Origin of the sequence: Pseudarthrobacter sp. 902506025, assembly GCF_040702325.1 — a bacterium.
Taxonomy (GTDB): domain Bacteria; phylum Actinomycetota; class Actinomycetes; order Actinomycetales; family Micrococcaceae; genus Arthrobacter.
The window spans coordinates 446,910-472,427 of sequence record NZ_JBFBKW010000002.1; the positions used below are offsets into that span (position 1 = coordinate 446,910).

23 protein-coding genes are annotated in these 25,518 nt (G+C 68.1%); 13 read left to right on the forward strand and 10 right to left on the reverse strand.

All coding sequences use genetic code 11. The features are described from left to right. Positions 1–61: 61 nt before the first annotated feature. Positions 62–997 carry a carbohydrate ABC transporter permease gene (locus AB0280_RS05940; RefSeq protein ID WP_159630710.1) on the reverse strand — a complete coding sequence of 312 codons (936 nt, stop codon included), beginning with the start codon at positions 995–997 and terminating at the stop codon, positions 62–64. After that, a complete protein-coding gene (locus AB0280_RS05945) occupies positions 984–3,047 on the reverse strand; it encodes a beta-galactosidase (protein ID WP_366366426.1) in 2,064 nt (687 codons plus the stop codon). The genes AB0280_RS05940 and AB0280_RS05945 overlap by 14 nt, the downstream gene beginning before the upstream one ends. Positions 3,048–3,260: 213 nt before the next feature. Here AB0280_RS05945 and AB0280_RS05950 point away from each other — a divergent pair, with 213 nt between their 5' ends. Then, entirely contained in the window at positions 3,261–4,277 is a 1,017-nt protein-coding gene (locus AB0280_RS05950; protein WP_307489245.1) for a LacI family DNA-binding transcriptional regulator, read from the forward strand. Between the two features lie 6 nt (positions 4,278–4,283). On the opposite strand, the gene AB0280_RS05955 is transcribed toward AB0280_RS05950, so the two are convergent. Together AB0280_RS05955 and acs are read right to left on the reverse strand one after the other, a co-directional pair. Then, on the reverse strand, positions 4,284–5,045 hold the full coding sequence (locus AB0280_RS05955) for a DeoR/GlpR family DNA-binding transcription regulator (RefSeq protein WP_159630716.1): 762 nt from the start codon (positions 5,043–5,045) through the stop codon (positions 4,284–4,286). A 95-nt stretch (positions 5,046–5,140) separates the two neighbouring features. Next, complete coding sequence (acs, locus tag AB0280_RS05960; protein WP_366366660.1) at positions 5,141–7,162, reverse strand: acetate--CoA ligase; 2,022 nt, start codon at positions 7,160–7,162, stop codon at positions 5,141–5,143. Between the two features lie 408 nt (positions 7,163–7,570). Here acs and AB0280_RS05965 point away from each other — a divergent pair, with 408 nt between their 5' ends. The 3 genes from AB0280_RS05965 to AB0280_RS05975 are packed head-to-tail and all read left to right on the forward strand — an operon-like array spanning position 7,571 to position 10,505. Further along, positions 7,571–8,992: a hypothetical protein gene (locus AB0280_RS05965; RefSeq protein WP_366366428.1), complete on the forward strand. Its 1,422-nt coding sequence runs from the start codon at positions 7,571–7,573 to the stop codon at positions 8,990–8,992. A gap of 44 nt (positions 8,993–9,036) precedes the next feature. Then, on the forward strand, positions 9,037–9,831 hold the full coding sequence (gene nth / locus AB0280_RS05970) for an endonuclease III (protein WP_366366429.1): 795 nt from the start codon (positions 9,037–9,039) through the stop codon (positions 9,829–9,831). After that, on the forward strand, positions 9,828–10,505 hold the full coding sequence (locus tag AB0280_RS05975) for an NUDIX hydrolase (RefSeq protein WP_366366431.1): 678 nt from the start codon (positions 9,828–9,830) through the stop codon (positions 10,503–10,505). Before nth ends, AB0280_RS05975 begins: the two co-directional genes overlap by 4 nt. A gap of 3 nt (positions 10,506–10,508) precedes the next feature. Here AB0280_RS05975 and AB0280_RS05980 read toward each other — a convergent pair whose 3' ends face one another. Further along, positions 10,509–10,697, reverse strand: a complete 189-nt coding sequence (locus tag AB0280_RS05980; RefSeq protein WP_159630724.1) for a YegP family protein — start codon at positions 10,695–10,697, stop codon at positions 10,509–10,511. Between the two features lie 160 nt (positions 10,698–10,857). After that, entirely contained in the window at positions 10,858–12,594 is a 1,737-nt protein-coding gene (locus tag AB0280_RS05985) for a bifunctional 3'-5' exonuclease/DNA polymerase (protein WP_224027022.1), read from the reverse strand. 282 nt (positions 12,595–12,876) lie between these two features. Between AB0280_RS05985 and ssd the strand changes: the two genes are divergently transcribed. The 7 genes from ssd to AB0280_RS06020 all read left to right on the forward strand — a co-directional run bounded on the left by ssd (position 12,877) and on the right by AB0280_RS06020 (position 18,417). Then, positions 12,877–13,917, forward strand: coding sequence for a septum site-determining protein Ssd (gene ssd, locus AB0280_RS05990; RefSeq protein WP_224027217.1), 1,041 nt, complete (start codon positions 12,877–12,879; stop codon positions 13,915–13,917). After that, a complete protein-coding gene (locus tag AB0280_RS05995; protein WP_366366433.1) occupies positions 13,914–15,212 on the forward strand; it encodes a TadA family conjugal transfer-associated ATPase in 1,299 nt (432 codons plus the stop codon). The genes ssd and AB0280_RS05995 overlap by 4 nt, the downstream gene beginning before the upstream one ends. Positions 15,213–15,244: 32 nt before the next feature. Further along, positions 15,245–16,000 carry a type II secretion system F family protein gene (locus tag AB0280_RS06000; RefSeq protein ID WP_307489234.1) on the forward strand — a complete coding sequence of 252 codons (756 nt, stop codon included), beginning with the start codon at positions 15,245–15,247 and terminating at the stop codon, positions 15,998–16,000. Between the two features lie 5 nt (positions 16,001–16,005). Then, a complete protein-coding gene (locus AB0280_RS06005; protein ID WP_224027216.1) occupies positions 16,006–16,614 on the forward strand; it encodes a type II secretion system F family protein in 609 nt (202 codons plus the stop codon). A 320-nt stretch (positions 16,615–16,934) separates the two neighbouring features. Then, entirely contained in the window at positions 16,935–17,426 is a 492-nt protein-coding gene (locus AB0280_RS06010; RefSeq protein WP_366366435.1) for a DUF4244 domain-containing protein, read from the forward strand. Next, positions 17,423–17,917 carry a TadE family type IV pilus minor pilin gene (locus AB0280_RS06015; protein ID WP_366366436.1) on the forward strand — a complete coding sequence of 165 codons (495 nt, stop codon included), beginning with the start codon at positions 17,423–17,425 and terminating at the stop codon, positions 17,915–17,917. The genes AB0280_RS06010 and AB0280_RS06015 overlap by 4 nt, the downstream gene beginning before the upstream one ends. Further along, positions 17,917–18,417, forward strand: a complete 501-nt coding sequence (locus tag AB0280_RS06020) for an Rv3654c family TadE-like protein (protein WP_277999695.1) — start codon at positions 17,917–17,919, stop codon at positions 18,415–18,417. The genes AB0280_RS06015 and AB0280_RS06020 overlap by 1 nt, the downstream gene beginning before the upstream one ends. Before the next feature lie 54 nt (positions 18,418–18,471). Here the strand turns inward: AB0280_RS06020 and AB0280_RS06025 are convergent, their stop codons facing one another. Next, entirely contained in the window at positions 18,472–20,847 is a 2,376-nt protein-coding gene (locus AB0280_RS06025; RefSeq protein ID WP_366366438.1) for a DEAD/DEAH box helicase, read from the reverse strand. Positions 20,848–20,931: 84 nt separating this feature from the next. Further along, positions 20,932–21,624: a GNAT family N-acetyltransferase gene (locus AB0280_RS06030; protein ID WP_307489227.1), complete on the reverse strand. Its 693-nt coding sequence runs from the start codon at positions 21,622–21,624 to the stop codon at positions 20,932–20,934. 159 nt (positions 21,625–21,783) lie between these two features. Between AB0280_RS06030 and AB0280_RS06035 the strand changes: the two genes are divergently transcribed. Then, the gene (locus AB0280_RS06035; protein ID WP_307489225.1) at positions 21,784–22,680 is read left to right on the forward strand and encodes a rhodanese-related sulfurtransferase; all 897 of its coding nucleotides are present in this window, start codon (positions 21,784–21,786) and stop codon (positions 22,678–22,680) included. Between the two features lie 52 nt (positions 22,681–22,732). On the opposite strand, the gene AB0280_RS06040 is transcribed toward AB0280_RS06035, so the two are convergent. Beyond that, positions 22,733–23,296 carry a hypothetical protein gene (locus AB0280_RS06040; RefSeq protein WP_307489223.1) on the reverse strand — a complete coding sequence of 188 codons (564 nt, stop codon included), beginning with the start codon at positions 23,294–23,296 and terminating at the stop codon, positions 22,733–22,735. A 50-nt stretch (positions 23,297–23,346) separates the two neighbouring features. Continuing rightward, positions 23,347–23,823 (reverse strand): hypothetical protein, encoded by a 477-nt coding sequence (locus tag AB0280_RS06045; protein ID WP_275182133.1) that lies wholly within the window; start codon positions 23,821–23,823, stop codon positions 23,347–23,349. A gap of 43 nt (positions 23,824–23,866) precedes the next feature. Here AB0280_RS06045 and AB0280_RS06050 point away from each other — a divergent pair, with 43 nt between their 5' ends. Further along, a complete protein-coding gene (locus AB0280_RS06050; protein ID WP_307489220.1) occupies positions 23,867–25,516 on the forward strand; it encodes a DUF7059 domain-containing protein in 1,650 nt (549 codons plus the stop codon). Positions 25,517–25,518 lie beyond the last annotated feature (2 nt).

Below are 25,518 nucleotides of genomic sequence, written 5' to 3' on the forward strand. Positions count from 1 at the left end.
CCCCGGGGGCTGCCGGGTACGGGGGACATCTTCTTGGTTGCGGTCACGGCTGTTGCTGCGCTCACTGGGAAACCTTCCGCTGGGTCGCCTTGAGGAAGACGAAGGAAAGAACGAATGTGGCCAGCGCCAGCACCACGGAGAACGCTGCTGCCAGGCTGTAGTTCGGCACCGACGCCGTTGTGTAGACGGCCAGGTTCGGAGTGAACGTGCTGCTGATGGCGGAACTGAAGCTGCGGAGGGTCTGCGGCTCGGCAAGGAGCTGGAGGGTCCCGATGATGGAAAACACTCCGGTAAGGATGATGGCCGGAACCACGAGCGGTATCTTGATCCGCCATGCGATCTGCAGGTTGCTGGCGCCGTCCAGTTTTGCTGCCTCGTAGATCTCCGTGGGGATGGCCAGCAGCGATGAGTAGATGATCAGCATGTTGTAGCCGACGTAGACCCAGGTCACGATGTTTGCGATGGCCCAGAGAACCAGGTCCGCGGAGAGGAAGTTCACCTGTGACGTAACGGCGCCGAAGGGGGAAAGCGACGGGGAGTAGAGGAAGCCCCACATGATCGCGGCGATAACGCCCGGTACTGCGTAGGGGGCGAAAAATGCCAGCCGGAAGAACTTCTTACCCTTCAGGAGGGGCGAATCGAGCAGCAAGGCAAACAGGAGGGCAAGACCGAGCATGATCGGCACCTGGACCACTCCGAAGAGCAGGACGCGGCCCACGGATTCCCAGAATTCGGTGTTCTGGAACACCTGCTGGTACTGGACGAGTCCGCCGAAGACCTGTTGGGGAGGCCCGAAGGTGCCCTTGCGTTCCACGGTGAGGAGGGATTGGACCACGGCGAAGACGATCGGCACCGCATAGAAGGCCAGGAAGAGCAGGCCGAACGGCGCAACGAACAGAAGGACGGCGCGGCGCTGGGCGGCCGACGTCCTGGGTTTCCGGGCTGGCGGTGCCCCCGCGGCCATTGCCGGAGCAGTTTGGTGTCTAGTCACTTTCATCATCCTTAAGGCCGGAGATGCGGCCAGTGGTTGGGGGTGCTGAGCTGAAGCTGCGGACGACGCGTACGGTGCCGGCAGGAATGACGACGGCGGTGGAGACTTCTTCCCCCGCGATCAGTTCGTATCCGTGTGCAGGGTATTTGTGCTCATCGTCCGAGTGGTTGATAAGGAAGGTGTACGTGTGCTCCGCGTCTGACCTGGCAATGACTTCCAGGCCTGCCGCTGTTGCCTGCACAGCGACACCGGCTTCGGCGGCGGCTCCGGCCACAACGTCGCGGAGGGCTTGGGGATCGAGCACTGTGCCGATGTACCAGGCGTTCCCGGCGCCGTGCCGGTTGCGGGTCACTGCCGGGGTGCCGGTGAGGTGGCCCTCAATGAAGGATGCTTTTGCCTCCGCGCCCTCCAGGCGCAGCGCCTCGGCCCACAGGGCGGCCGTGGCTCCGGTATCCAGCGGCAGGAGCTGTCCGGGCGGCATGGGCAGGAATTCCTCCGATCGGACGCCGAGGAGGTCCCGGAACGCGCCCGGGTAGCCGCCGGTCAGTACTGTGTCGTTTTCGTCGACAATGCCGCTGAAGTAGGTAACCACGGCGTGGCCTCCGTTGCCGACAAAGTCTGCCAGGGCCGCGGATTCCTGTTCACGGACGAGGTAGAGTCCGGGAACCAGTGCCAGCTTGTAGCCGGAGAGGTCAGAGCCGGGGGCCACGATGTCCACCGTGATGCCGTTTTCCCAGAGCGCTTTGTAGAGGGAGTGCACCTGGTCCATGTACCGTACGTCCGAGGAAGGGTGTGACTCCTGGTCGTAGGCCCACCACGCTTCCCAGCTGAAAACCAGTGCAGCTTCGGCCTTCACCGTGGTGCCGGCCACCCCGGCGAGCTTTTCGAGGATGTGGCCGAGCTCTTTGACTTCCCGCCAGACCCGCGAGTCTGTTCCGGCGTGGGGGAGCATGGCCGAGTGGAATTTTTCGCTGCCCTGGACGGAGGCCCGCCACTGGAAGAAGCAGAGTCCGTCCGCTCCGCGCGCCAGGTGGGTGAGTGAGTTGCGGAGCATCTGGCCGGGCGCCTTGGCAATGTTGCGCGGCTGCCAGTTCACAGCAGAGGTGGAATGTTCCATCAGCAGCCAGGGCTGGCCCTGGGCAAGTCCGCGGGTGGCGTCTGCGGCGAAGGCCAGCTCCACCGTGGGGTCCTCGAGCCGGTGGTCGAGGTAGTGGTCGTTGGCGATGATGTCCATGTGAGGCGCCCACGCCCAGTAGTCCTGGTTGCGGATGTGCGCGGCGACCATGAAGTTGGTGGTGACCGGGATGCTGCTGTGCTTCCCCAGCACGTCCGCCTCCGCCTGGTAGTAGCCCAGCAGTTCGTCGGAGCTGAAGCGGTGGAAGTCGAGCAACTGGGTGGGGTTGTTGGTGGAGACCGTGATTCGCGGGGGCAGGATTTGCTCCCAGGCGGAGTAGCGCTGGGACCAGAAGGTGGTGCCCCAGGCGCTGTTGAGGGCATCCAGGGTGCCGTAGCGCGCAGTCAGCCAGGTGCGGAACGCAGCGGCGGAGACGTCGCAGTAGCACAGGGCGTTGTGGCATCCCAGTTCGTTTGAAACATGCCACAGCCGTACTCCAGGGTGCGTGCCGTACCGTCGTGCTACTTCGTCCACCAGCCGGAGGGCATACTCCCGGTAGCGCGGGGAACTGGGGCACCATGCCTGCCGGCCGCCCGGCCATGCCCGGACTCCTGCTGCGGACTCCGGGAGGATTTCCGGATGCAGGGTTGTCAGCCACGCAGGGGTGGACGAGGTCCCGGTGCCGAGGTTGGCCCCGATGCCATTGGCGTGCAGCAAATCCAACACCTGGTCGAGACGTTCAAAGGAGTAGGTCCCGGGGGAGGGCTCCAGTTCGGCCCAGCCGAAAATGTTGACCGCAACGAGGTTCACCCCCGCCTCTTTCATGAGCCGGACGTCTTCCTGCCAGACGGCGGGATCCCACTGCTCGGGGTTGTAGTCGCAGCCGTAAACGAGCTGTCCGTTCCCGGAAAGCTCGGCGACTGACGTTTTGGTGGGGCTCAACCCTGCTCCTTCGGCTTGCGGCAAACGTGCAAGACGGGGAAGCCCCTGCTCTTGGACGCTGTTGTCTCAACGATCTCTGTGAACGTTCCCAGACAGACGCCGCAAATAGTGATGCAGGTCATCTGGGAACGTTCCCAGAGTACGGCGGCGGTCAGGGCCGTGTCAATGCCTGCGGGAGGACGTACCCCGTCCAGACTCCGCTACAGTACAAATATGTCGCTGACACGCACCCGTGCCCGCCGCGCCACCATCAACGATGTCGCGGACGCCGCCGGGCTTTCCCGGGGGACCGTTTCACGGGTCATGAACGGGGAAAAATACGTCTCCGACGAGGCCAAGCAGGCCGTCGAAGAAGCCATCGCCCGGGTGGGATACGTCCGCAACAACGCAGCCCGCAACCTGGTCACCCAGGAATCCCGGGCCATCGGGCTGATCATTCACGAACCCCACTCGCTGTTGTTCGAAGACCCCAATATTGGCTCCATCCTGCTGGGCGCCAACGAGGTGCTGTCGAAGGCTGACTACCAACTGGTTTCGCTGATCATTGATTCCGACCGTGACAGCCGCAGGGTGGCGGATTACCTGCGGGGCGGCCTGGTTGACGGCGCCGTCATCATCTCAGCGCGCGCGTCCGATCCCATTGCGGCAGCCATAGCGGACATTGGGTTGCCTGCGGCCTTCGTCGGCCACCCGGAAGGGACCCCCGCGCTGCCGTACGCCGCCATTGACAACGTTGAGGCCGCCCGGAGCATCACCAAAAGGCTGCTGGAAACAGGGCGGGAACAGGTGGGCATGATCGCCAGTGCCTTGGACCGCGACTCAGGAAAGGACCGGCTTGCCGGCTTCCGGGCCGCGATGGGCGACCGATTTGACCCCAACCTGGTGGTGGAATACCCCTTGTACACCTACGCTGCCGGGTTGGAGGGCATGCAGGAACTGCTCCGGCGCGCTCCCCATCTGGACGGAGTTTTCGCGGCCTCGGACGCCGTGGCCGCCGGAGCCATGACGGCATTGCAGGAGGCCGGGCGGCGCGTTCCGGAGGATGTGGGAATTGTGGGTTTCGACGACAGCAGCTGGGCCCTTCGCTGCAGGCCCCAGCTGTCCACAGTCCGCCAGCCGGCTGACCTTTTGGGGAGCACCGCCGCTGAACTCGTCCTGGCGCAGCTCCAGGGGCTGCCGGGCGCGCCGCGGGTCCTCGAGACCACCATCATGTGGCGCGGATCAGCCTGACCGCGCTTACGCGGGCACTACACGCAGCTTGGCCCGTTCGCCAAGGACGCGCTGGGCCTCGGCGCTGAGCCCCGCATCACTGATGACTTCATCCACGTCATCGAGTGCTGCGATGGAGCTGATGCCCAACATGCCCCACTTGGTGTGGTCGGCAAGGACCACCGTCTTCCGTGCGGCTGCCACGAACGCACGGTCCGTCTCGGCTTCGAGCAGGTTTGGGGTGGTGAACCCGGCGTCTGCATCCATTCCGTGGACGCCCAGGAACAGGACGTCCAGGTGCAGTTGCTTGAGGGCTCCGGTGGCGATCGGGCCAACCAGGGCGTCCGACGGCGTGCGTTCGCCGCCTATCAGGATCACGGTGGACCCGCCGGGGTGGAAAAGATCGGCAATCCGCATCGAATTGGTCACCACGGTGATGCGCGGGCCGCCGGTCAATTCCCGGGCCAGCGCCCACGTGGTGGTGCCCGCGCTCAAGCCGACCGCCATGCCTTCCTGCACCAGCCCCGCAGCGGCCACGGCAATGGCCCGCTTCTCCGCCGTCAACTGCGTGGATTTCAACTCGAAGCCGGGCTCATGGGCACTGGCATCACCGGGAAGTTTGGCCCCGCCGTGGATGCGCTCCAGTTTCCCGCCCTCTTCAAGCTGCTCGATGTCCCGCCGCACCGTCATCAGCGACACACCCAGCTGCGCGGCCAGGTCCGAAACCCGCACCACCCGCTCCCGCTGGACAGCATCCACAATGGCCTGGTGTCGGGCAGCTGCAAGCATGTGAGCGGGTTCCTTCATTGGTATTACAGGGTTGCTCCCAGCATACGGCGACGGCGCCACCCAAACCGGGCAGCGCCGTCGCCAAACCGATACCGCTACTTTCGCAGCGACGCTGCGATCTGCTGCATGATGGTCGGGTCCGAGAGGGTGGTGGCGTCGCCCGGATCGCGGCCTTCCGCCACGTCCTTGAGGAGGCGGCGCATGATCTTGCCGGACCGGGTCTTGGGCAGTTCCGGGACCACCAGGATGTTCTTGGGCTTGGCGATCGGCCCGATTTCCTTGCCCACGTGGTTGCGCAGTTCCTGGACGGTGGCGTCACCGTTGTTGGCGGCGTCGCCACGGAGGATGACGAACGCCACCACGGCCTGGCCGGTGGTTTCGTCCGTGGCACCGACGACGGCGGCCTCCGCCACGGCCGGGTGGCTCACCAGGGCGGACTCGATCTCAGTGGTGGAGAGCCGGTGCCCCGAGACGTTCATGACGTCATCCACCCGGCCTAGCAGCCAAATGTCGCCGTCTTCGTCCCTCTTGGCACCGTCGCCTGCGAAGTACATGTTCTCGAACCGGGACCAGTAGGTGTCCTTGAAGCGCTCCGGATCACCCCAGATCCCGCGCAGCATGGACGGCCAGGGCTCCCGGATGACCAGGAAGCCGCCGTGCCCGTTCGGGACGGACTGGCCCATTTCGTCGACAACGTCCACGGCGATCCCGGGCAGCGGCACCTGCGCCGAGCCGGGCTTGGTGGCCGTGACTCCGGGGAGCGGGGCAATCATCTGCGCGCCGGTCTCAGTCTGCCACCAGGTATCGACGATGGGTGCCTTGTCGCCGCCGATGACCTTGCGGTACCACATCCAGGCTTCGGGGTTGATGGGTTCACCGACGGAGCCCAGCACGCGGAGCGACGAGAGGTCGTACTTCGCCGGGATCTCCGAACCCCACTTCATGAAGGTCCGGATGGCGGTGGGCGCGGTGTAGAGGATGGAGACCTTGTACTTTTCCACGATCTCCCACCAGCGGCCCTGGTGCGGGGAGTCCGGGGTGCCCTCGTACATGACCTGGGTGGCGCCGTTGATGAGCGGCGCGTAGGCGACGTAGGAGTGTCCGGTGACCCAGCCGACGTCGGCCGTGCACCAATAGACGTCCGTTTCCGGGTGGAGGTCGAAGACCGCCTTGTGGGTGTAGGCCGTCTGGGTGAGGTAGCCGCCGGTGGTGTGCAGGATGCCTTTCGGCTTACCCGTGGTGCCCGAGGTGTAGAGGATGTACAGCGGGTGTTCCGAATCGTGGCCCACCGCCGTGTGCTCGGCCGTTGCCGTGCCCACGGTGTCAGCCCACCAGTGGTCGCGGCCTTCCGTCCAGTCCACGTCCTGGCCGTTGCGCTTGACCACCACCACGTTCTGCACGGTGTGGCCGTCGTGGGCCAGGGCGTCATCGACGGCGGCCTTGAGCGGGCTGGGCTTGCCGCGCCGGTAGGTGCCGTCCGCCGTGACCACGAGCTTGGCCTCGGCGTCGTCAATCCGCGAACGCAGTGCTTCGGCGGAGAAACCGCCGAACACCACGGAGTGGACCGCGCCGATCCGGGCGCAGGCCAGCAGGGTGATGACGGCCTCGGGGATCATGGGCAGGTACACGGCCACGCGGTCACCCTTGGCCACGCCCAGGGACTCGAAGGCGTTGGCAGCCTTTTTCACCTCTTCGGTCAGCTGCGCGTAGGTGTAGGTCCGCGTGTCGCCGGGTTCGCCCTCGAAATAGATGGCCACACGGTCACCGTTGCCGGCTTCGACGTGGCGGTCCAGGGCGTTGTAGGCGGCGTTGAGTTCACCGCCCACAAACCACTTGGCGAAGGGCGGATTGGACCAGTCCAGCGCCTGGGTGAAGTCCTTGCTCCAGGTCAGCAGTTCCCGGGCCTTCTTGGCCCAGAACGCCGGCCGGTCGGCATCCGCTTCCCCGTACTCGGCGGCGGTGACAACGGCGTCGGCCGCGAATTCCGGGGAGGGCGGGAAGGCCCGGGTCTCATGCAGCAGGTTCGCAAAAGCATCGCCCTGGTTGCCTTGCTGACCTGCCGGCTGGGCGGAAGCGGAGGGAACGGTGGCCGTGGAGCTGGGAGTGTCCTGGGACATGTGAACCTCATCATTCATCGATCTTTGCCGCGCGGGACACCCGCACGGCAGGGCCCTCCGTGTGGCACGGCATTGGGCTCCAGCCGGGCGGGCGTACCGCAAAGAGCTGTTCCGCAACCTAGCCTAATGCTTGCCGCGTGCCCTCTGTGCTCCCCGTCACACGTGTGGCCATGAGCGGCGTTTTTTAAGCGGTGAATGGTGTCTTCATTACTCCTCCCAGGGCCACGGAGGCCTGTTCCAGCTAGTGATCAGCCAGGCTGTTGACTAGGCTGAGATGGAATTGTGACTTCATTTCGGACCGCTCCGGCCAGGCGCAAACAGTGCCTGGACGGGCCCGGCCCGCATGTCAAGACGGCACGGTTTTCGGGTCCGGACCGGGCCCGGTGCCGCCACGCTAAGGAGAGCAGAATGAACCAGCAGAGCTTCGGCCAGCGAACGGCCCAGGACACCGCGTCGGGGCCCGGAGGCTCCGGATCCGCCGCTGCGGGACCAGGGCACCCGACGGCCGCCGGCGGTGCCAAGGGACAGGCTGCAGGGCGCAACGCTGCCTCCGGAAAGATCGACCCCAACGCCAACCATGCCGTCCTCGGTCCGTTCACTGTGCGGGACCTGGCCGTTTTCGCCGGGACGTTGATCCTGTTTGTCGCGTCCCTGCTGCCCCTTTTCGGTGCCCGGTACAACCTGTGGAACCTGAACAACCTGTTCTTCCTGGGACTGGGCATCATCCTGCCGCTGATCGCCAGTGCCCTGTTCGCCGCCCGCCGGCTGGCCCCTGCAACCCGGATCCGGGTGGGTTCGCTCTCCATCGACCAGTTCGCCTCCGTGGTGGCTTCCTTTGCCGTGGCCTTCTTCTTCCTGTCAGTGGCCTCCGGATACGGGACCACACTGCTGGTGGGCCTGATCGGCTCCCTGATCCTGTTCACTGCCACGGTGCTGGGCCGTTTCGTGCCCTATCTGTCCGGTGACTTCAAGGACCGGCCCGAGATGCCGGCGCATGTCGTGGCCCGCGAAGCCGCGGTCCCGACCCGGAAGCCGCGGGCCCCTAAAGCAGCCAAACCGGAGACCGGCGCCAACCAGTCCAAGGGCGGCTTCAAGGGCGCCGGCATCTTCGGGGGTGCGGGCGCCGGCTCCTCCGCTGTCCAGCCGGGATCTGCCGGCCACAGCCCTGAGCCCGTCCGTTCCGCGCAGCCGCCTGCAACCGCTGCCGTACCGGTGGCTGCCGCCGGGACATCAAACGCGGGAACCGCCGGAGCTGCCGCTGCAGGAGCCGGTGCCGCGGCTGCCGCTGCCCACGGGCCTGCAGCGTCCGCGCCCTCGCCGTCCGCGTCCGCCCCCGAAACGTCGGAACGGACCCCTGAAGTGGACGCCGGGCCGCCCACCCAGGCAGCCGACGTCGCCCGCCCTGCCCCCGCGGTGGACGCCGGCCCGCCCACCCAGGCAGCCGACGTCGTCCGCCCTGCTTCTGCTCCCGTTGCGGAGGAGACCCAGCACGGGGATGTCCCCGCAGCCCATGCCCCCCAGGCCGCGTGGGAGCCGCCGGCTGCCACCGCCGTTCACCAGCAGGTCCGCGCCGAGCAGCCCATCGGGGCAACGGTGGATCCGGCAAGCCGCCACGACGAGATGGACGGGCAGCCGATCCACGAGGCCTTTTGGTTTGCCGTTGCCCAGCACCGCACCGCCTTCGACCCCCGCACCGGTGCCCCCGCGTTCGTGATTGAACCCGGCGGCTGGGTGCTGGCACTTGAGGACCGCGGCCACGAATTCCTGGTCCAGCACACCGATGGACGGCTGGGCGTGCTTCGCGACCTCAGCAACATCGAGCGCGGCTGACGCCGGTGGCCGGGGCCCGCACCACGACCGGCCAGGCCGCAGGGATGCCCGTGGTCTCGTCCGAATCCGTCCTGGCGTTGAAGCGGAGGGCGCGGCGCATCCACAAGGCCCTGGCCGAGAAATACCCGTACGCCCATGCGGAACTGGATTTCCGCAATCCGTTCGAACTGCTCGTGGCCACCGTCCTGTCCGCCCAGACCACTGACGTGACGGTCAACCAGGTCACCAAGGTGCTGTTCGCGCGGTGGCCCAATGCCCGCGCCCTGGCGGAGGCGGACCCCACGGAGCTTGAGGCCATCCTCAAGCCCACCGGGTTCTTCCGAGCCAAGGCGAAGAACGTCCAGGCACTGTGCACGCGGCTGGTGGACGAGTTTGACGGCGAGGTGCCCGGGCGGATGGAGGAACTGGTCACGTTGCCCGGCGTGGGCCGCAAAACCGCCAACGTGGTGCTCGCCAACGCCTTCGGCGTTCCGGGGATCTCCGTTGACACGCACTTCGCCCGGCTGGCCAAGCGGTTCGGCTGGACCCAGTCAGAGGATCCCGTCCAGATTGAACAGGACGTGGCGGAGCTGTTCGAGCGCAGGGACTGGACCATGCTGTCCCACCGGGTGATTTTCCATGGCCGCCGGGTCTGCCACGCCAGGAAACCCGCCTGCGGCGCCTGTCCGGTGGCCAACTGGTGCCCCAGCTACGGTCTGGGCGAGACCGACCCCGTCAAGGCGGCCAAGCTCCTCAAATACGAACTTGCTCCCGGCAGCGAGGCATTGCTGGAGCAGTACCTGGCAGAACAGCACCGGGCCGCAGAGATCCGGATGGCTTCCCAGAAGAGGACCCCGTGAGCGCCCGCGAAGACCTCGCCGGGCTGGTCCGGCGGGCCAAAACCGGAACGGCAGGCCCTCCTGATCCGCGCTGGGCTGCCCTGACCGTCGATGCGGCACGCGCCCGCAGGGCCGCGGTGCTGATGCTCTTTGGCGTCCTTGACGACGTCCCGGCCGCGTCCGGCAAGCCACTTGCGCCGGCCGACCTCGACGTCCTGCTCCTGGAACGTGCCCACACCCTGGGCTCCCATCCGGGCCAGGTGGCCTTTCCCGGCGGCGGCATCGACAGGGACGAAACCCCGGTGGAGGCCGCGCTCCGGGAAGCCGAGGAGGAGACCGGGCTGGATGCCAGCGGCGTGGAAGTGCTGGGCACGCTCCAGGAGCTGGGGTTGGCGCACAGCAACTTCCTGGTGACGCCGGTGCTCGGGTGGTGGCAGGCACCCTCACCGGTCCGGGTGGTGGACTATGGTGAATCCGCCCAGGTGTTCCGCGTCCCGGTGCGGGACCTGCTGGACCCGGACAACCGGGTGATGGCCACCGTCCACCGGGCAGGGCGGACGTTCGACAGCCCCGCGTTCACGGTGCACGGGGTGGTGGTGTGGGGCTTCACCGGCATTGTGCTCAGTGGCCTCTTCGACCAGCTCGGCTGGTCGGTTCCGTGGGACCGGAACCGGCTGCATCCGATCGGGGTCTAAACCTCAGGCCTGCTGGCGCAAATCCACCACGATGCCGGTGGCGGCGTTCTCGCGCATGGCCTTGATGCCGTCACGGAGCATGGTCAGGGACTTGAAGGTTGGCGAAACCGCAACGGTGTTGCCCTCGGAGTCGGTGAGCCGCAGCCGGTACGACTCGTCGCCTGTGCGGTGTATTTCAAATCTTCCCGCCATGGACGGGGACCTCCCTGGTATGCGTCGTTGCATCAGCGTGTGGACCGGTCTGTTTCAGCCACCGCCTCCGACTGTAACCTCCGCCACCCTGCCCGTCGAGCTACTGCCGGGTAGGTTACCTTGCATCTCATGGGCAGGTATCCGGCGCCCGCCAGGACCGCTATTTGGCGAGGTTGTAGGAGTCGACGACGGCGAGGCTCACCGGGAACTCCACCGGGATCCGCCCGAACAACAGCTCCTTTGCCGCCACGGCCGATTCCTCGATGGCGGCGATGCAGGCGTCAACCCTTTCCGCGGGCGCATGCACCATCACCTCATCGTGCAGGAAGAAGACCAACTCGGCCCGGACCGTCCCGCCGCTGCCGCCGGTGCCCGCTGTCCGAAGGGTGCGCAGCCGCCGTCGTAATTCCGCGAGCCAGCACGCCGCCCAGTCCGCCGCGGAGCCCTGGACCACGAAGTTCCGGGTGAAACGCCCCCGGGACCGGGCTATGGACTCTGCGCGCCGCTGCTCTTCGGCGGTGGTGGAGCGCTGGCTCAGGAACCACCGCTCCGAGGGCGGCGGGCTGCTGCGGCCCAGCCGCGTGGTCACCGTTCCGCCGGCTTCACCCGCCCGCGCCGCACGCTCCACAAAGTCGACGGCGCGCGGATAGGTGCGCGCCAACTGCGGCATCAGCCGCCCGGCCTCGCCGGAGGTGGCGCCGTACATCGCGCCCAGCAACGCCATCTTCGCTTTGGCCCGGTCCCCGCCGAAGCCCTTGGCGGCGATGCCGGCATACAGGTCCTGGTCCCGGGCGGCCTCAGCCATGGAGGAGTCCTGCGCGAGGGCCACCAGGACGCGCGGTTCCAGCTGCGAGGCGTCGGCCACGATCAGTTTGTGGCCCGGGTCTGCATGGACCGCTCCGCGGACCTGGCGCGGGATCTGCAGTGCGCCACCGCCCCGGGACGCCCAGCGCCCGGAAACGACTCCACCCACCACATACTCGGGGCGGAACCTGCCACCGTCCACCCAGGCGTCCAGCCATGACCAGCCGTTGGCCGTGTGGAGGCGGGAGAGCTTCTTGTATTCCAGCAGCGGCTCGATGACAGGGTGGCTGGACTCCCTGAGCTCCCACTTCCGGGTGCTCTTCACCTCGATGCCGTTGCGGTGCAGGGCCCGCATCAGGTCCTGCGGCGAGTCGGGGTTGAGCCCCGGGGAGTTGAGCAGGGTACGCAGTTCCGCAGCAAGCGCCTCGAGTCTTTGCGGACGCTGTCCGGCGGGCGGGCGGGGCCCCAGGTGGTCAACCAGGATCTGTTCGTGCAGGTCCTCCCGCCACGGAACGCCCGCGTGCTGCATCTCGGCAGCAACCATGGCTGCTGCCGACTCCGCCGCGAGCAGCAGCTGGAGGCGGTGCCGGCGGTTTTCCTCCATCCCCACGCCGGCCAGGGCGGCCTGCTGGGCCGCGTATTCGGCGCGGAGGTCCTCAAGTCCCCACCCCGGGGCCGGTCCGGCACCCGGATCGTCGAACAGCGCTCCCTGGTCCGCCGGGGGACGCGGCGGCAGCAGAGCCTTCGGCGGGAGCATGGGATCCTCCACCGGGACCCTGTCGGTATTCCTGGCGTAATCGGTATGGGCGCTGAACTGCGAGAAGGCCAGGATGTTGCCGCAGAGGGTGACGTCGTAGCAGCGCTCCACCTCCACACCGGAGGCGAGCAGCGCGGGGTACCAGTCCTGCGTCCGGTGCCAGATCCACCGGGGCGGCTGTCCTCCGGGGCGCCGGGCTTCCAGTTCACGGACGACGGCGGCAAGCTCGCCGGGTGCCACCAGCCGGGGCCCGGGGTTGGCCGGTTGGGGGTCGCCTGCCTGTGTCAGTTCCTGCAGTGCCGCACCGCGGGGGTGGGCGGCAAGCAGCAGGTACATGTTCCCATTGTGCCCTGCCGGGAGTGGTGGCCCTGTTTGTCCACATAGGGGAGGTGCCCCCTTAACGGGCTTTGGTTGCCGCGGCAGAGTGGCTGCATGAGCAGGCACCAGCTGAATGCACCGCACCCCGCGCCGGGGCAGGCCACGGATTCCTTCCGGCGGCCACCAGGCCGGAGATCACCCTCCCGTGCTGCGTTGCCGGACAACCCGGCGTCCGGCGCCGCCTGGCTGCCGGACGGTTCACCGCCGGGCGGTTCAGCACCGGGCGGTGCGGGCGGGGTGCTGCTGGTTACCTCCTCGGGGGTTCTCCGCGCCGAAGTGGAGCGCATTGTGGCAGCCGCCGGAGCCCAGCTGCGCGTCGTTCCGGATGCAGTGGAGGGCGGACGGTACTGGGACGCTGCATCGGCCGTCCTGGTGGGCAGCGATGTGCGGGAGCTGCCACCACGGCGGCGCACCCCTGCCGTCATGGTGGGCCTCGACGGCGAAGGGGACAGCCTCTGGCACCTCGCCGCCGCCCTGGGCGCCGAACGCGTTGCCGTGCTGCCCGATGCCGCTGCCTGGCTGGCGGACCATCTGAGCCGGTCACGCTCGCCGGGACCCGGCGGCCTGGTCCTTGGCATCACGGGCGGTTGCGGCGGGGCGGGGGCAACCACCGCCGCCATTTGGATAGCCCAGGCCGCGGCAGGGCTGGGGGTACGCGTCCTGCTGTTTGACGGGGACCCCTGGGGCGGTGGCCTGGAACTGGCGCTCGCTGCCGAGGACAACCCCGGACTGCGCTGGCCGGACCTCGCGGAGGCAAGGGGCAGCATTGATCCCCTGCAGCTCTCCGACTCCCTGCCCGTGGCCGGAGGTTTTTCCTTCCTGTCCTGGCCTGCCACCCGGGAGCAGCCGGTCCGTGTCCCTGCTGCCGCCGCAGCGGGTGTGCTCGATGCTGCCCGCCGTGGTTTTGAGCTGGTCGTTGTGGATGTGGGAAGGGCCGCGGAGCCGCTCCATACGGTGGCCGGGGACTGTGACCGGATCATGGTGGTGGTGCCGGCGCAGCTGAAGGCCGCGGTCGCAACGGTGCGCCTCCTGCAGGAACTTCCGCCCGTGGAGGCTGCCTTGCTGGTGCGGGGCCGGCCAGGCGCTGCGCTGGACAGTTCCCTGATTGCTGACGCCGTAGGGTTGCCCGTGCAGGGCCGCATCCCCGAACTGCGGGCCGTCCCGGTAGCCATGGAAGCGGGGCGCCTGCTGGACTTTGGGAAGCGGCGGAGCATCCGGCATTTCGGCGCCACGGTGCTCGATTGGCTCGGCGAGGACCTGCAGGCGGGGGATGTGGCATGAGGCGGCCGTCGGGTACACCTTCAGCTCCCGATACGGGCAGCGCTGCAGGGTCCGGGGGCCTGGGTGCACGGCGCAGTGCCCGGATCCTTGAAGCGAACCAGGCCGTCCGCCAGGCGCGGGCCGGTGAGGCAGCCGGTACTGGCCGGGCCGTTGATTCCGGGCTGCTGGAATCCGTCCGTGAGTCGATGATGGCCGAGGCTGGAGCGGTAACACCGTCGCGCGTCGCTGCTGCTGTCCAGGCCACGGGCAAGCTGTTGGGCACCGCCGGAGCGCTTGCCGCGGTGGAACGGATCAGTGCCGAACTCAACGGACTGGGACCGCTGCAGGAGCTCACCAGGGATCCTGCCGTCACAGACATTTTCGTTAACGCTCCCGATTCCGTGTGGGTGGACCGTGGCAGGGGCATCGAGCGCGTACCTGTCGTGTTCGATGGCGAGGCCCAACTGCGCGCGCTGGCCTGCCGGCTGGTGGCTGCAGGCGGGCGCCGCCTGGATGACGGGTCGCCCTGCGTCGATGTCAGGCTTGCCGGCGGCTACCGTGTTCACGCCGTGTTGCCGCCGGTGTCCACGTCCGGGACGCTGCTGAGCGTCCGGATTCGCAGGGAGAGGGTTTTCAGCATGGCGGAGCTGCGCGCGGGCGGCATGTTCGGCCAGCGCGTGCAGACGGTGCTGGAGAGGATAGTGGAGAGGAAGCTGAGTTTCCTGGTCAGCGGTGCCACGGGTTCCGGTAAGACCACGCTGCTGTCCACCCTGCTGGGCCTTTGTTCCGCGAAAGAGCGGCTGGTCCTGATCGAGGATGCGGCCGAACTCAACCCTGTCCACCCCCATGTGGTGGCCCTCGAATCACGCCACGGGAATCTTGAAGGTGGCGGCGCCGTGGACTTGGGGGAGCTGGTTCGCCAGGCGCTTCGCATGCGTCCGGACAGGCTGGTGGTGGGGGAGTGCCGGGGTGCTGAAGTCCGTGAGCTCCTGACGGCGATGAATACCGGGCACAGTGGCGGTGGCGGAACCATCCACGCGAACACGGCAGCCGCGCTCCCGGCCAGGCTCAACGCCCTCGGCGCGCTCGCCGGGCTCGGCCCGGAGGCCGTGCGGCTTCAGGCCGCCAGCGCCCTCGACGTTGTCATCCATGTCGGCAGGACCCCGAAGTGCCGGGAAGTCCTGTGCGTTGGACTCATCGCCGATGGCCCGGCAGGACTGACCGTGGTGCCGGCCATTAAGGAGTCAGGTATCACGGGTCCGGCGTGGTCGGCGCTGGCGGCCCGGTTGGGGATGGACCCCGGGGCAACCCTGTGACGGTCCTTTTCACGGTGCTTCTTTGCAGTGCCATGCTGTTGCTCCTCAACCCGCCCCTGGACGCGGTTTCCCGGCTGCGCACGGCAACCGGCAGGAAGAAGAGCACGCAGGGGGTCAGGAGAGGCCTGGTACTGCCGTGGGGCAAGGCGGCCGGCAGGAGCGCGGCACTGTCGCGGGGGCCGGGCCTGACCCTGGTGGTGCAGCAGCTGGCGGCACTGCTCCGGGGCGGACGGACGCCGGGGCGGTTGTGGGACGAGCTGTGGACGGTTTACGGCGATGGCGGAAACGGGCAGCAGCTTCAAGAGCGTGCACCCGTGTCCGGGGCGATGCTGTCAGAGGGATCAGCTGCGGTTCTGTCATCCGCGCGTGCTGCCGCCGCGACCGGAGCTCCCGTTTCGGAATCCATCCGGCGCGCGGTTTCCACAGCGTTCCAGCCCCGGGACAGGGAGGCCAGGACCTGGCTGGAGCTGGCCGCCTGCTTTGACATTGCGGAGGCCAGCGGGTGTCCGCTCGCCGACGTACTGACCCGGTTCGCGGCCCAGCTGGAAGCGGAGGATGACGCAGACGCGGCCCGGCAGACGGCTCTCGCAGGGCCCAAAGCCACCGTCCGGCTCCTGACCTGGCTCCCCTTGATGGGTCTTGGACTCGGTGCCGCCCTCGGCGTGGATCCCCTCGCTACCCTCTTGGGAACACCCCTGGGACTGGCCGCCTTGTTCGGCGGGGTGGTCCTCACCGTGACGGGAAGGGCATGGTCTGCCCGGCTGGTTTCGGCGGCGGCAGGGGCATGAGTGCCATGACCCAGGGGTGGGCTCCAGGCCTGGCATTGTTCCTGCTGCTCGCGGCCAGCGCCTGGCTTGCCTGTTCCAGCCACGCCAGGCCGCGCCAACGGCTGCGCCTCCTGCTTCCTGCCGCTGCAGGGGCACAACCGACGGCAGCCACCAAAGGGGCGCCAGCGAGTTCCGGCAGCGGGCTGAAGGATCCGGCCATGATGCTGGAGCTGGTGGCGGCCATGCTCGATGCCGGCGCCGGCATTGGCCGGGCGCTTGACCTGGTGGCTGCTTCTGCTGCCCCGCAGTACCGGGAATCCCTGCGGCCCGTGGTCTCGGCGCTGGCCATTGGCGCCGACTGGGAGACGGCATGGCGCAGCTCCGCAATACAGCTGCCCGAAGTCCTGGAGTTGCGGGACGCGCTGGGCTTCGCCGCACTCACGGGCGCGCCGTCGTCAGCGATTCTTTACGCCCAGGCTGCAAGGCTCCGCCGGGAGCGGTTTCGGGCTGCGGAGAAGCGGGCCGCTTCGCTCGGGGTGAAGCTGGTCGTTCCCCTGGGCCTGTGCTCACTCCCGGCCTTCATCTGCCTTGGTGTCGTTCCGGTGCTGCTGGCCCTGGTACCGTCCGGTTCCTAAGCGGCTGTCTCCTCGGAATCCGGCTCGTCGCAATCCGGCTCCTCGCTGGCTCCGCCGCTCCCGGGCCCCGGGCCCCGGTTCCCGCTTCCCGGCCTATTCCGCCGCTTCCGGTTCCCGGTTCCCGGTCTGTCCCGGTGCCCCTGGTTCCTGGTTCCCAGCCTGTCCCGCCGCCCCCGGTCGCGCTGTCCGTCCCCTCCTCCACAGCGCTGGAGCAGCCCCGCTTTTCCACTTAGCCCACACCCTCCCTTACCCGCAACAACCCCGCCGGGAAGAGTCAAGACAGCCGGGAAAACCACCGGCACCCATGGAAAGGAAACCAGATGTCCACCAACCACTACCGCCGCAATTACTCCGCCGGAATGTCCGCACCCGCTGCTTCCAGGCAGATGGCCACCGCTCCCAGGCAGATGGCCACCGCTCCCAGGCCGATGGCCATGGGGCCGGCCCGCAGCCGTGGCAACGCGGTCGGGACGCAATACACATCCCGTGCCACATCCCGTGCCCTTGCTTCCAACACAACTGTCAGTCGCGCACTCGTTCCGCAGGCACCGGCCTCAGGTACGTCCTTTCCAGCGGCGTCCTTCCCGCCGCCCGGCAACGTGGTGGAGCTGTACCCGGCTGCGGGCCGCACCCGCAGGATGCGGCGCAGCGTAGGGTTGCTGGGCTCGGAAGCCGGCATGGCAACGGCCGAATACGCCATTGCCACCCTGGCCGCGGTGGGTTTTGCCGGGCTGCTCGTGTTCATCCTTCGCAGCGATGAAGTGCGTGGTTTCCTGCTGAACCTCATCCGCACCGCCCTGGCGCTGCCGTGACGCGTCCGGCAGGACTGCTGACGTTCCGGAAGACTCTTGAAGCGGTGACCGGCGGTGTGGGCTCCAACTACGGTCACCAGGAACCGGCAGGCAAGACGGGCGACGCCTGCGGCACCGTAACGGCAGAGTTCGCCGTGGCATTGCCGGCCGTGCTGGCACTCCTGGCCATGTTGCTCGCCGGAGCCGCCGCGGGCATGACTCAGCTGCGTATTGAAGAGGGAGCCCGGGCCGGCGCCAGGGCCGTGGCCAGGGGCGATGACCCCGCAGCCGTGGAACGGACCGTCAGGATGCTCGCCGGCAGTTCGGCGTCCGCGACAGTTGCCGCCGACGGTGGCTGGTTCAGGGTCACGGTCACTGACCGGGTGCCCGGACCCCTGGGATCTTCCATCCCATGGACCCTTACCGCCCGTGCCTCAACACGCAGCGAGACTGCGGGGACCGGCGCCGCCGGCAGCGGCGACGGATCGGGCGATGCCGGGGGCGTCAGGTGATGGGTGACCACGGGCGGCGACACCCCACGATTGGGACCGGCCATCCCTGTGCTGGGTCCGGTCGTGCTGCACCCGGGCGCCGGCACGCCACAAGACGCCGGTACGCCCGGGGAGGGCGGCGGAATTTTGGTCCCGGTCAGAGTCCACAAGGCGCCACAGATGGCCGCGAACGTGGGTCGGGAACGGTCCTGGCCGCGGGGCTGGCGCTGGTGGTCATGACGGCCATGGCCGTCATGCTGCTGCTGGCCCAGTCAGCCGTGCTCGCGAGCAGGGCGGCAGCAGCAGCGGACCTGGCAGCTCTCGCCGCGGCGGATGCCCTCCGCGGCATCACCACGGGGGATCCCTGCGCGGTGGCCGTTGAGGTGGCGGCGCGGCACTCCGCCACGGTCCTCAGCTGCTCAGCGGGCCCGGGACAGACGATTGAGGTGCGCACTGAGCTCGGGGAGCGCGCACTGCTGGGTGCCGCGACGGGACGGGCCCGGGCAGGACCTCCGCCGTAGGGCCAGGGAACCGGGGGAGATGGGCCATCGAAGGGCACGTCTCCGGGCGGGGAATCAGCTCCTGGCTTCCAGATCCACCGGCGTGGCTTCTGTGGCGTCCTTGAGCAGCACGTCCAGGAGGGTAACCGCGGCGGCCTTATCCAGCGGGTTGTTCTTGTTGCCGCATTTTGGGGACTGCACGCAGGACGGGCAGCCGGCATCGCACTCGCAGGCCTTGATGGCATCGCGGGTCGCTGCCAGCCAGACCATGGCTTTGTCGAATCCCCGTTCGGCAAAGCCGGCTCCGCCGGGGTGCCCGTCGTACACGAAAATGGTGGGCACCCCGGTATCGGCATGCAGGGCAGTGGAGACCCCGCCGATGTCCCACCGGTCGCTGGAGGCCACCAGCGGCAAAAGTCCTATCGCGGCGTGCTCCGCGGCATGCAGGGCGCCCGGGAACTGCGCTTCGATGAGGCCGGCCCCGGTCAACGAACGGTTGTCCACCACGAACCACACCGCCTTGGTGAAGAGCTCCCGTGCACCGAGTTCCAGCGGCTCCTCGCCCAGGACCTCATTGGAGATCAGGGCCTTGCGCTGGAAGGAGACAACCTGGGTGGTGACCTTCACGTCGCCGAAGTGGACGGTCACGTCGCCCCACTGCATGGTCCGCAGGGTGTCCAGGACCTCGATCTGGGTTACGTCGCGTGCTGTCGTGTAATAGTCGGGGTTGGCCCGGCGGACCATGACGCAGTGGTCGTCTTCATTCAGGTCCTCCACCACATAGGTGTCGCCCTGGTGGACATACACGGCCCCGGTGTGTGCCTGGTAGTGCGTCTGCGGCGAGTCCATGGTCCCCAGGAGGGAACCCGTCTCGGCGTCGACGATGCTGACCGGGCCCCCACCGTCTGCCCGCAGGTTGACCATCCCCGCCGCGCTTTGCGAGTGGGTCCAGAACCAGCCCGCGGGCCGCCGCCGGAGGTAGCCCTGGGCAACCAGCCGGTCCAGGAGCATTTCAGCGGTGGGCCCGAAGAGGTCCAGCTCGCCCGGCCCCAGGGGAAGCTCGGCGGCTGCCGCACACAGGTGCGGGCCCAGAACGTAGGGGTTGGAAGGGTCGAAGACCGTCGCTTCCACCGACACGTCGAAGATGGCCTCGGGATGGTTCACCAGGAAAGTGTCCAGCGGGTCATCGCTGGCCACGAAGGCCGCAATGGCATCCTGGCCCGCCCGGCCGGCCCTGCCGATCTGCTGGAACAGCGATGCCCGCGTACCGGGCCAGCCAGCCACCAGCACGGCATCCAGGCCCGAGATGTCGATCCCGAGTTCCAACGCAGACGTGCTGGAGACACCCAGCAGCTGGCCCGAACGCAGGGCTTTCTCCACCGCCCGGCGTTCCTCCGGCAGGTACCCCGACCGGTAGGCGGCAACCCGCTGCGGGAGGCTGGGATCCACCTCGTCGAGGAGCCGTTTGGTAATCGCGGAGATGGTCTCGGCGCCGCGGCGGGACTTGATGAAGGCGATGGTGCGGACCCGGGCGGATACCAGGTTGGCCAGCAGGTCGGAGGTTTCGGCCACGGCCGTCCGCCGCTCCTTCGCGCCGTTCTCCCCTCTGACCTCGGTCAGCGCCGGTTCCCACAGCGCCACGGTGGTGGCCCCGTGCGGCGAGCAGTCGCGGGACACCGCCTTGACGGGCGCCCCGATGAGGCGGGAAAAGGAGACATCGGGCTCGGACGCGGTGGCGGAGGCAGCGATGAACACAGGCTCGGGGAACGCCGTTCCCGCACCGTAATAGGCGCAGATCCGGCGCAGCCGCCGCATCAGGTTGGCCACGTGTGAGCCAAACACGCCCCGGTAGCTGTGCGCCTCGTCCACGATGACGTAGCGAAGCCGGCGGAAGAAACCGGCCCACCACGCGTGGTTGGGAAGGATGCCAAAGTGCAGCATGTCGGGGTTGGCCAGGATGAAGTTGGCGTGGTCCCTGATCCACCGGCGGGCGGAGGGATCGGTATCGCCGTCGTAAGTTTCCGCCCGGACCGTGGGCAGCTTCAGGGCGCGGATGGCGTTCAGCTGGTCCGCCGCCAGCGCCTTGGTGGGGGAGAGGTAAAGGGTGACGGCGCCGTCGTCGTGAATCTTGCCCGGGTCCGCGAGCACGCGGAGCTCGGACCGGTGGATCGCATCCAACGCCGGCAGCTGGTACGCCAGGGACTTTCCGGACGCAGTGCCGGTAGCCACCACAACGTGCTGGCCCGAATGCGCTGCATCGGCCGCGTCAACCTGGTGCCGGTACGGCTCAAGGATGCCCAGCGTCCCGTACGCCGCAGCAATGTCCGGATGAACCCATTCTGGCCAGGGCGCGTGGACTGCCTCCCGCGCCGGTATGGTGCGGACATGACGCAGCTGTTCCGGTTCCGGGCCGCGGCCCAGTAAAGGAATCAGGGAGTCATGGGGGTTCACCCCACCATTCTTCCACCCGTAACTGTGCCGCCCGCCCGAGGTTCGCCAACGGGGAAAACAGACAGCGGGCCCAGCTGAACCCGTTCAGCTCAGGGAGAGGTCCGCCCCGTCGTGGGATGCCGAGAGCATCAGGACCCGGGCCACCGTGGTCCAGCCAAGATGGGAGTAGAGCTTTTGCCCGTCCAGGGACGCCAGCAGCAAACCGGCGCGGACATCATGGCCGAAGGCCTGGGCCGCCAGCGCACGCATGATGAAACTGCCCAGGCCCCTGCGCTGGAACGCCGGTTCGGTGATGATCTTGTCGAACACTGCGGTGTCACCCACCACGAACACCCTGCCACTGGCCGCGAGGGCGTCTCCGGAACGGACCTCGGCGTAATGCACGCCGTCCTGCTCGTATGTGGACAGGCTCAGGTCGTCGTCGGACAGCCAGGGGTCCTCGGCGTCCTGCGTCTCCATGTCCACGATCATCATCGTCTGCGAATCGGACGTGACGTTCAGCCCCTGACGGGCTGCCAGGGCGGCGTACCGTGAGGGGTCGTTGGTAAGGATGGTCAGTACCCGCGCCGGGGATTCCGCAGTCCTCGCCGCGAGGGCGGCGAACTCGTCATCGGTGGGTTCGGACGCGAAAATTTCCCACTCGCCGCTGGTGTCAGAGCGGAGCGCAGCGGGGAAACGGCCCTCCGTGGAGGTCCGGTAGCCGCGACATCCGGCCCAGCCGGCAACCCACACTTCGAGCAGGCCAGTGATGTCTTCAACCAGGGTTTCCGGGCTCATGGCAAGAACACTATTCCAGCCCGATCACAAGCAACAGGGGGTGCCGAAGTGCTTATGCAATTGTGATACGCCCGGGCCTGGCCCGAGCCGCCGCACGCGGACCCGGGCCGGCCCTGCAGCGCAGCCGCTGCCCTTAAAGCAGCCGGTACCCTTAAATACGTGGCTTTGAACAAGATTGTGCTCTTTTACGGCTTTACCCCCATTGCTGACCCGGACGCCGTCCGCCTCTGGCAGCGTGCCCTGTGCGAAAAGCTGGGACTGACCGGCCGCATCCTCATTTCCAAGGACGGCATCAATGCCACGGTGGGCGGGGAAATCGGCGCCGTCAAACAGTACATCAAGACCACCCGCGAGTACTCCGGGTTCCGGGGAATCGACGTCAAATGGTCCGACGGCGGCGCGGCGGACTTCCCCCGGCTCAGCGTGAAGGTGCGGGACGAGATTGTCTCCTTCGGCGCGCCCGGCGAACTCAAGGTCGACGCCGGTGGCGTGGTTGGCGGCGGAAAACACCTCAAGCCGGAGGAGCTCCACGAGCTCGTGGAAGCCAGGAAGCAGGAAGGCGGGGACGTGGTGTTCTTCGACGGCCGGAACGCCTTCGAAGCGCAGATTGGCCGCTTCAAGGACGCGGTGGTTCCGAATGTCGCCACGACCCATGACTTCATCAAGGAGCTGGAGTCCGGCAAGTACGACTCTCTGAAGGACAAGCCCGTGGTGACCTACTGCACCGGAGGCATCCGCTGCGAGGTGCTCTCCAGCCTGATGGTGAACCGCGGCTTCAAAGAGGTGTACCAGCTCGACGGCGGGATCGTCCGGTACGGCGAAGCCTTCAAGGACCAGGGGCTCTGGGAGGGCTCGCTGTACGTCTTTGACAAGCGCATGCACCTGGAATTCAGCGAGGACGCCAAGACCATCGGCCAGTGCGCCCGCTGCTCGGCGCCCACCAGCAAATTCGAGAACTGCTCCAACCCGAGCTGCCGCACCCTCACGCTGTACTGCGCCGATTGCGCCGCCAGCCCGGAGACGCTCCGCTGCCCGGGCGGCTGCGCGGCGGCCTGAGCCCCACCGCAACCGGGCTGGGGGGAGCGTGATGCCCGCCCGTCATCCCGGTTTAGAGCCTGTGCACCCGGAACGCGTAGTTCGCCGCGGTCCTCGCCTCCACCCGGACCGTGAGGACACTGTCCGTTGACAGGTAAATGACGTTCTCGCGGTTGATGCCGCACCGGAGGGCAAGGTCCACCAAGGTGAGGGTCTCGGTGCGGACCGTGAAGGTCACCCGGCGCTGGCTGCGGCAGGCGATGGACAAAATATAGGTCCCGGTGTCCAGCACCGGCGACGCGACCAGCCGGTCCTCCCCAGCAGCCAGGAGCCCGGCGTCGGCCTGGACCACGGGACCGGTGGTACCCGGAAGGGCGCGGGACACCCAGTCACCCAGCTCCGCCGCGCCCACCGGATCCTGCTGCAGCGGGTCGCGGGTGAACGCAGGCGCCGGCGCAGCAGTCCCGGTGCCCTGCGCGCTGCCGGCCCTGCCGTCGTCGTACGTATATTCACAGCCGGCCAGTGCACCTGCCGCAAGCACCAGTCCAAGGGCGACGGCGGCTCCCGGCTTCGGTGCCAGGGGCGCCCGTGCTGTCCCTTCGGGAAGGGGCGCGGAGATTCCCCGCACGCTGGGCATAGTCAGACTCTAAGCCCGCAGCGGGCGGCGGGCCAGAGCCGGAAGAGGGCTTATTTCGCCGGTGCCAGCTGGTAGGCGTAGAGCAGCGGAGCGTCCACGCTGGAACTGCTGATTTCGACCCGTCCGGTGGCGGACAGCGTTATTTTGGTGGTTTCCTGCCGGCCGTTGCAGGCTGCTCCTGCTTCCGTCACGGCTTTGCCGTCCAGGGACACGGCGAAGAAGGCTTTGCCGGTCCCTTCGCACACCGCCGTGAGTACATAGCTGCCGGCGGGCACCCTGGCGGCCTCCTGCACAATGCGGTTCCGGTTGAGGATCTTCCCCGAATCCTGGAGCACAACACCCGCCGGCGTAGAGGGCAGGGCGGTGGCCCGCCACTTGGGAACATCCGCATTCTCCACCGAGTTCACGGGTGAACACCCCGCCACGGTTAGGCAGAGAGCCGCGGCCACCACCGTCACCGGCAGCGAACGGCGGACCACAGCGGCCGCCGTGCGGGCGCGCGGAAGGAGGGGAAGGCGGGAAGGCATGTGACCACCGTACCCCGCAGCCACGCCGGACTAAACTTGAGCGATGCCTGGATCCCCTTATGAGTTCACCGCCGGAAACACCGCCGACGCTCCCCGCAGCGACCTCCCCGCGCTGCTTTCCACCCTCGCCGCGGACCTGCGCGGGCTGGACTACACGCTTGACGGCGTGGCACGGCTGCTGGGCCCGGCGGCCTCGGCCGCGCTGAACAGGGACCAGATCATCCCCGCGGTGCTCGCTGTTGAGCATGCTGTGCGGGCCGACAACGCCAGGGCGCCGCTGGCCGCCGTCGTCCGCTTGTGGCTCCTCGCAGAGCCGCAGGAAAAGGAAACGCTCGACGCCGCACTGCCGGGCACCGGCGCCGACGGTCTCCTTGAACTGGGGCTGGTGCAGCCCGTCCCCGGCTCCGGGCTCCTTACGGCGAAGGCTGACCTCCGGCCGTACGGCTGGGACAAGAATGAGGACGGCAGCGGCGGCGCGGAGCTCTGGGTGGCCAGCGACCTCGCCGCCCACCAGCAGGCCGGGGTGCTCCGGCATGACCACGTCCTTGGCATCGGGCAGGCATCCACCACCCTGGTGCAGACCACCATCCGCCGCCACACCGAGCGCGCGCTGGACCTGGGGACAGGGTGCGGCATCCAGGCCTTCCACCTGCTGCACCACTGCCAGCACGTGACCGCCACCGACATCTCCGAACGTGCCCTGGCCTACGCGCGGTTCAACATCCTGCTCAACGCGGAGGCGCTGTCCGTCGACCCGGACCACCTCGAGGACCGGGTCAGCCTCCGCCTGGGTTCGCTCCTGGAGCCGGTGGCCGGGGAAGAGTTCGGCCTGGTGGTCTCCAACCCGCCGTTCGTCATCACCCCGCGCAGTCCCGGCGAGGACGCGGCGGACCAATTCACCTACCGCGACGGCGGCCTCCCGGGCGACGGGATCGTCGCCTCCCTGGTGGCCGCCCTGCCCGGCGTCTTGGAGCCCGGCGGTTGGGCCCAGATGCTGGGCAACTGGGAAGTCGCCGCCGGCAGCAGCTGGGAGGAGCGGCCAAAATCCTGGGTGCGGCAGGGCACGGACGCCTGGTTCATCCAACGTGAAGAGGTCAGCCCGGAACAGTACGCCGAAACCTGGCTCCGGGACGCCTCGGAGTCCCGGGACCGGCAGCACTACCGGGAGTCTTATGCCCAGTACCTTGCCGATTTCGGGTCCCGGGATGTTGCCGGCATCGGCTTCGGCATGGTCTGGCTGCGCCGCCCCGCTGACGGCCGCGCTGCCGCCATCAGCCGCTTCGAGGAAATCACGTACCCCATCGAGCAGCCCATCGGCCCCCACCTGGGTGCCGCCGTCGAACGCGCCGACTGGCTCGCCGCGCATGACCTTGAGGCCACGCACCTGCTCGTGGCGGAGGACGTCACCGAGGAGCGCCACCAGCGCCCGGGCGCCGAACACCCCGGCGTGATCCTGCTCCGGCAGGGTGCCGGGCTGCGCCGCACCAATTTGATGAGCACGGAGCTGGCAGGCTTCGTGTCCGCATGCGACGGCGACCTCACCGCCGGGCAGATCGCCGGGGCTTTGGAGGCCCTCCTGGGCGGCGGGGAGGGGTTCGACGCCGGGACTTTCCAGGCTGCGCTGCTCGCCGACGTTGCCAACCTGGTCCGTGACGGCTTCCTGGTCCCGGCCGGAAATCCCGCCGTGGAATAAGC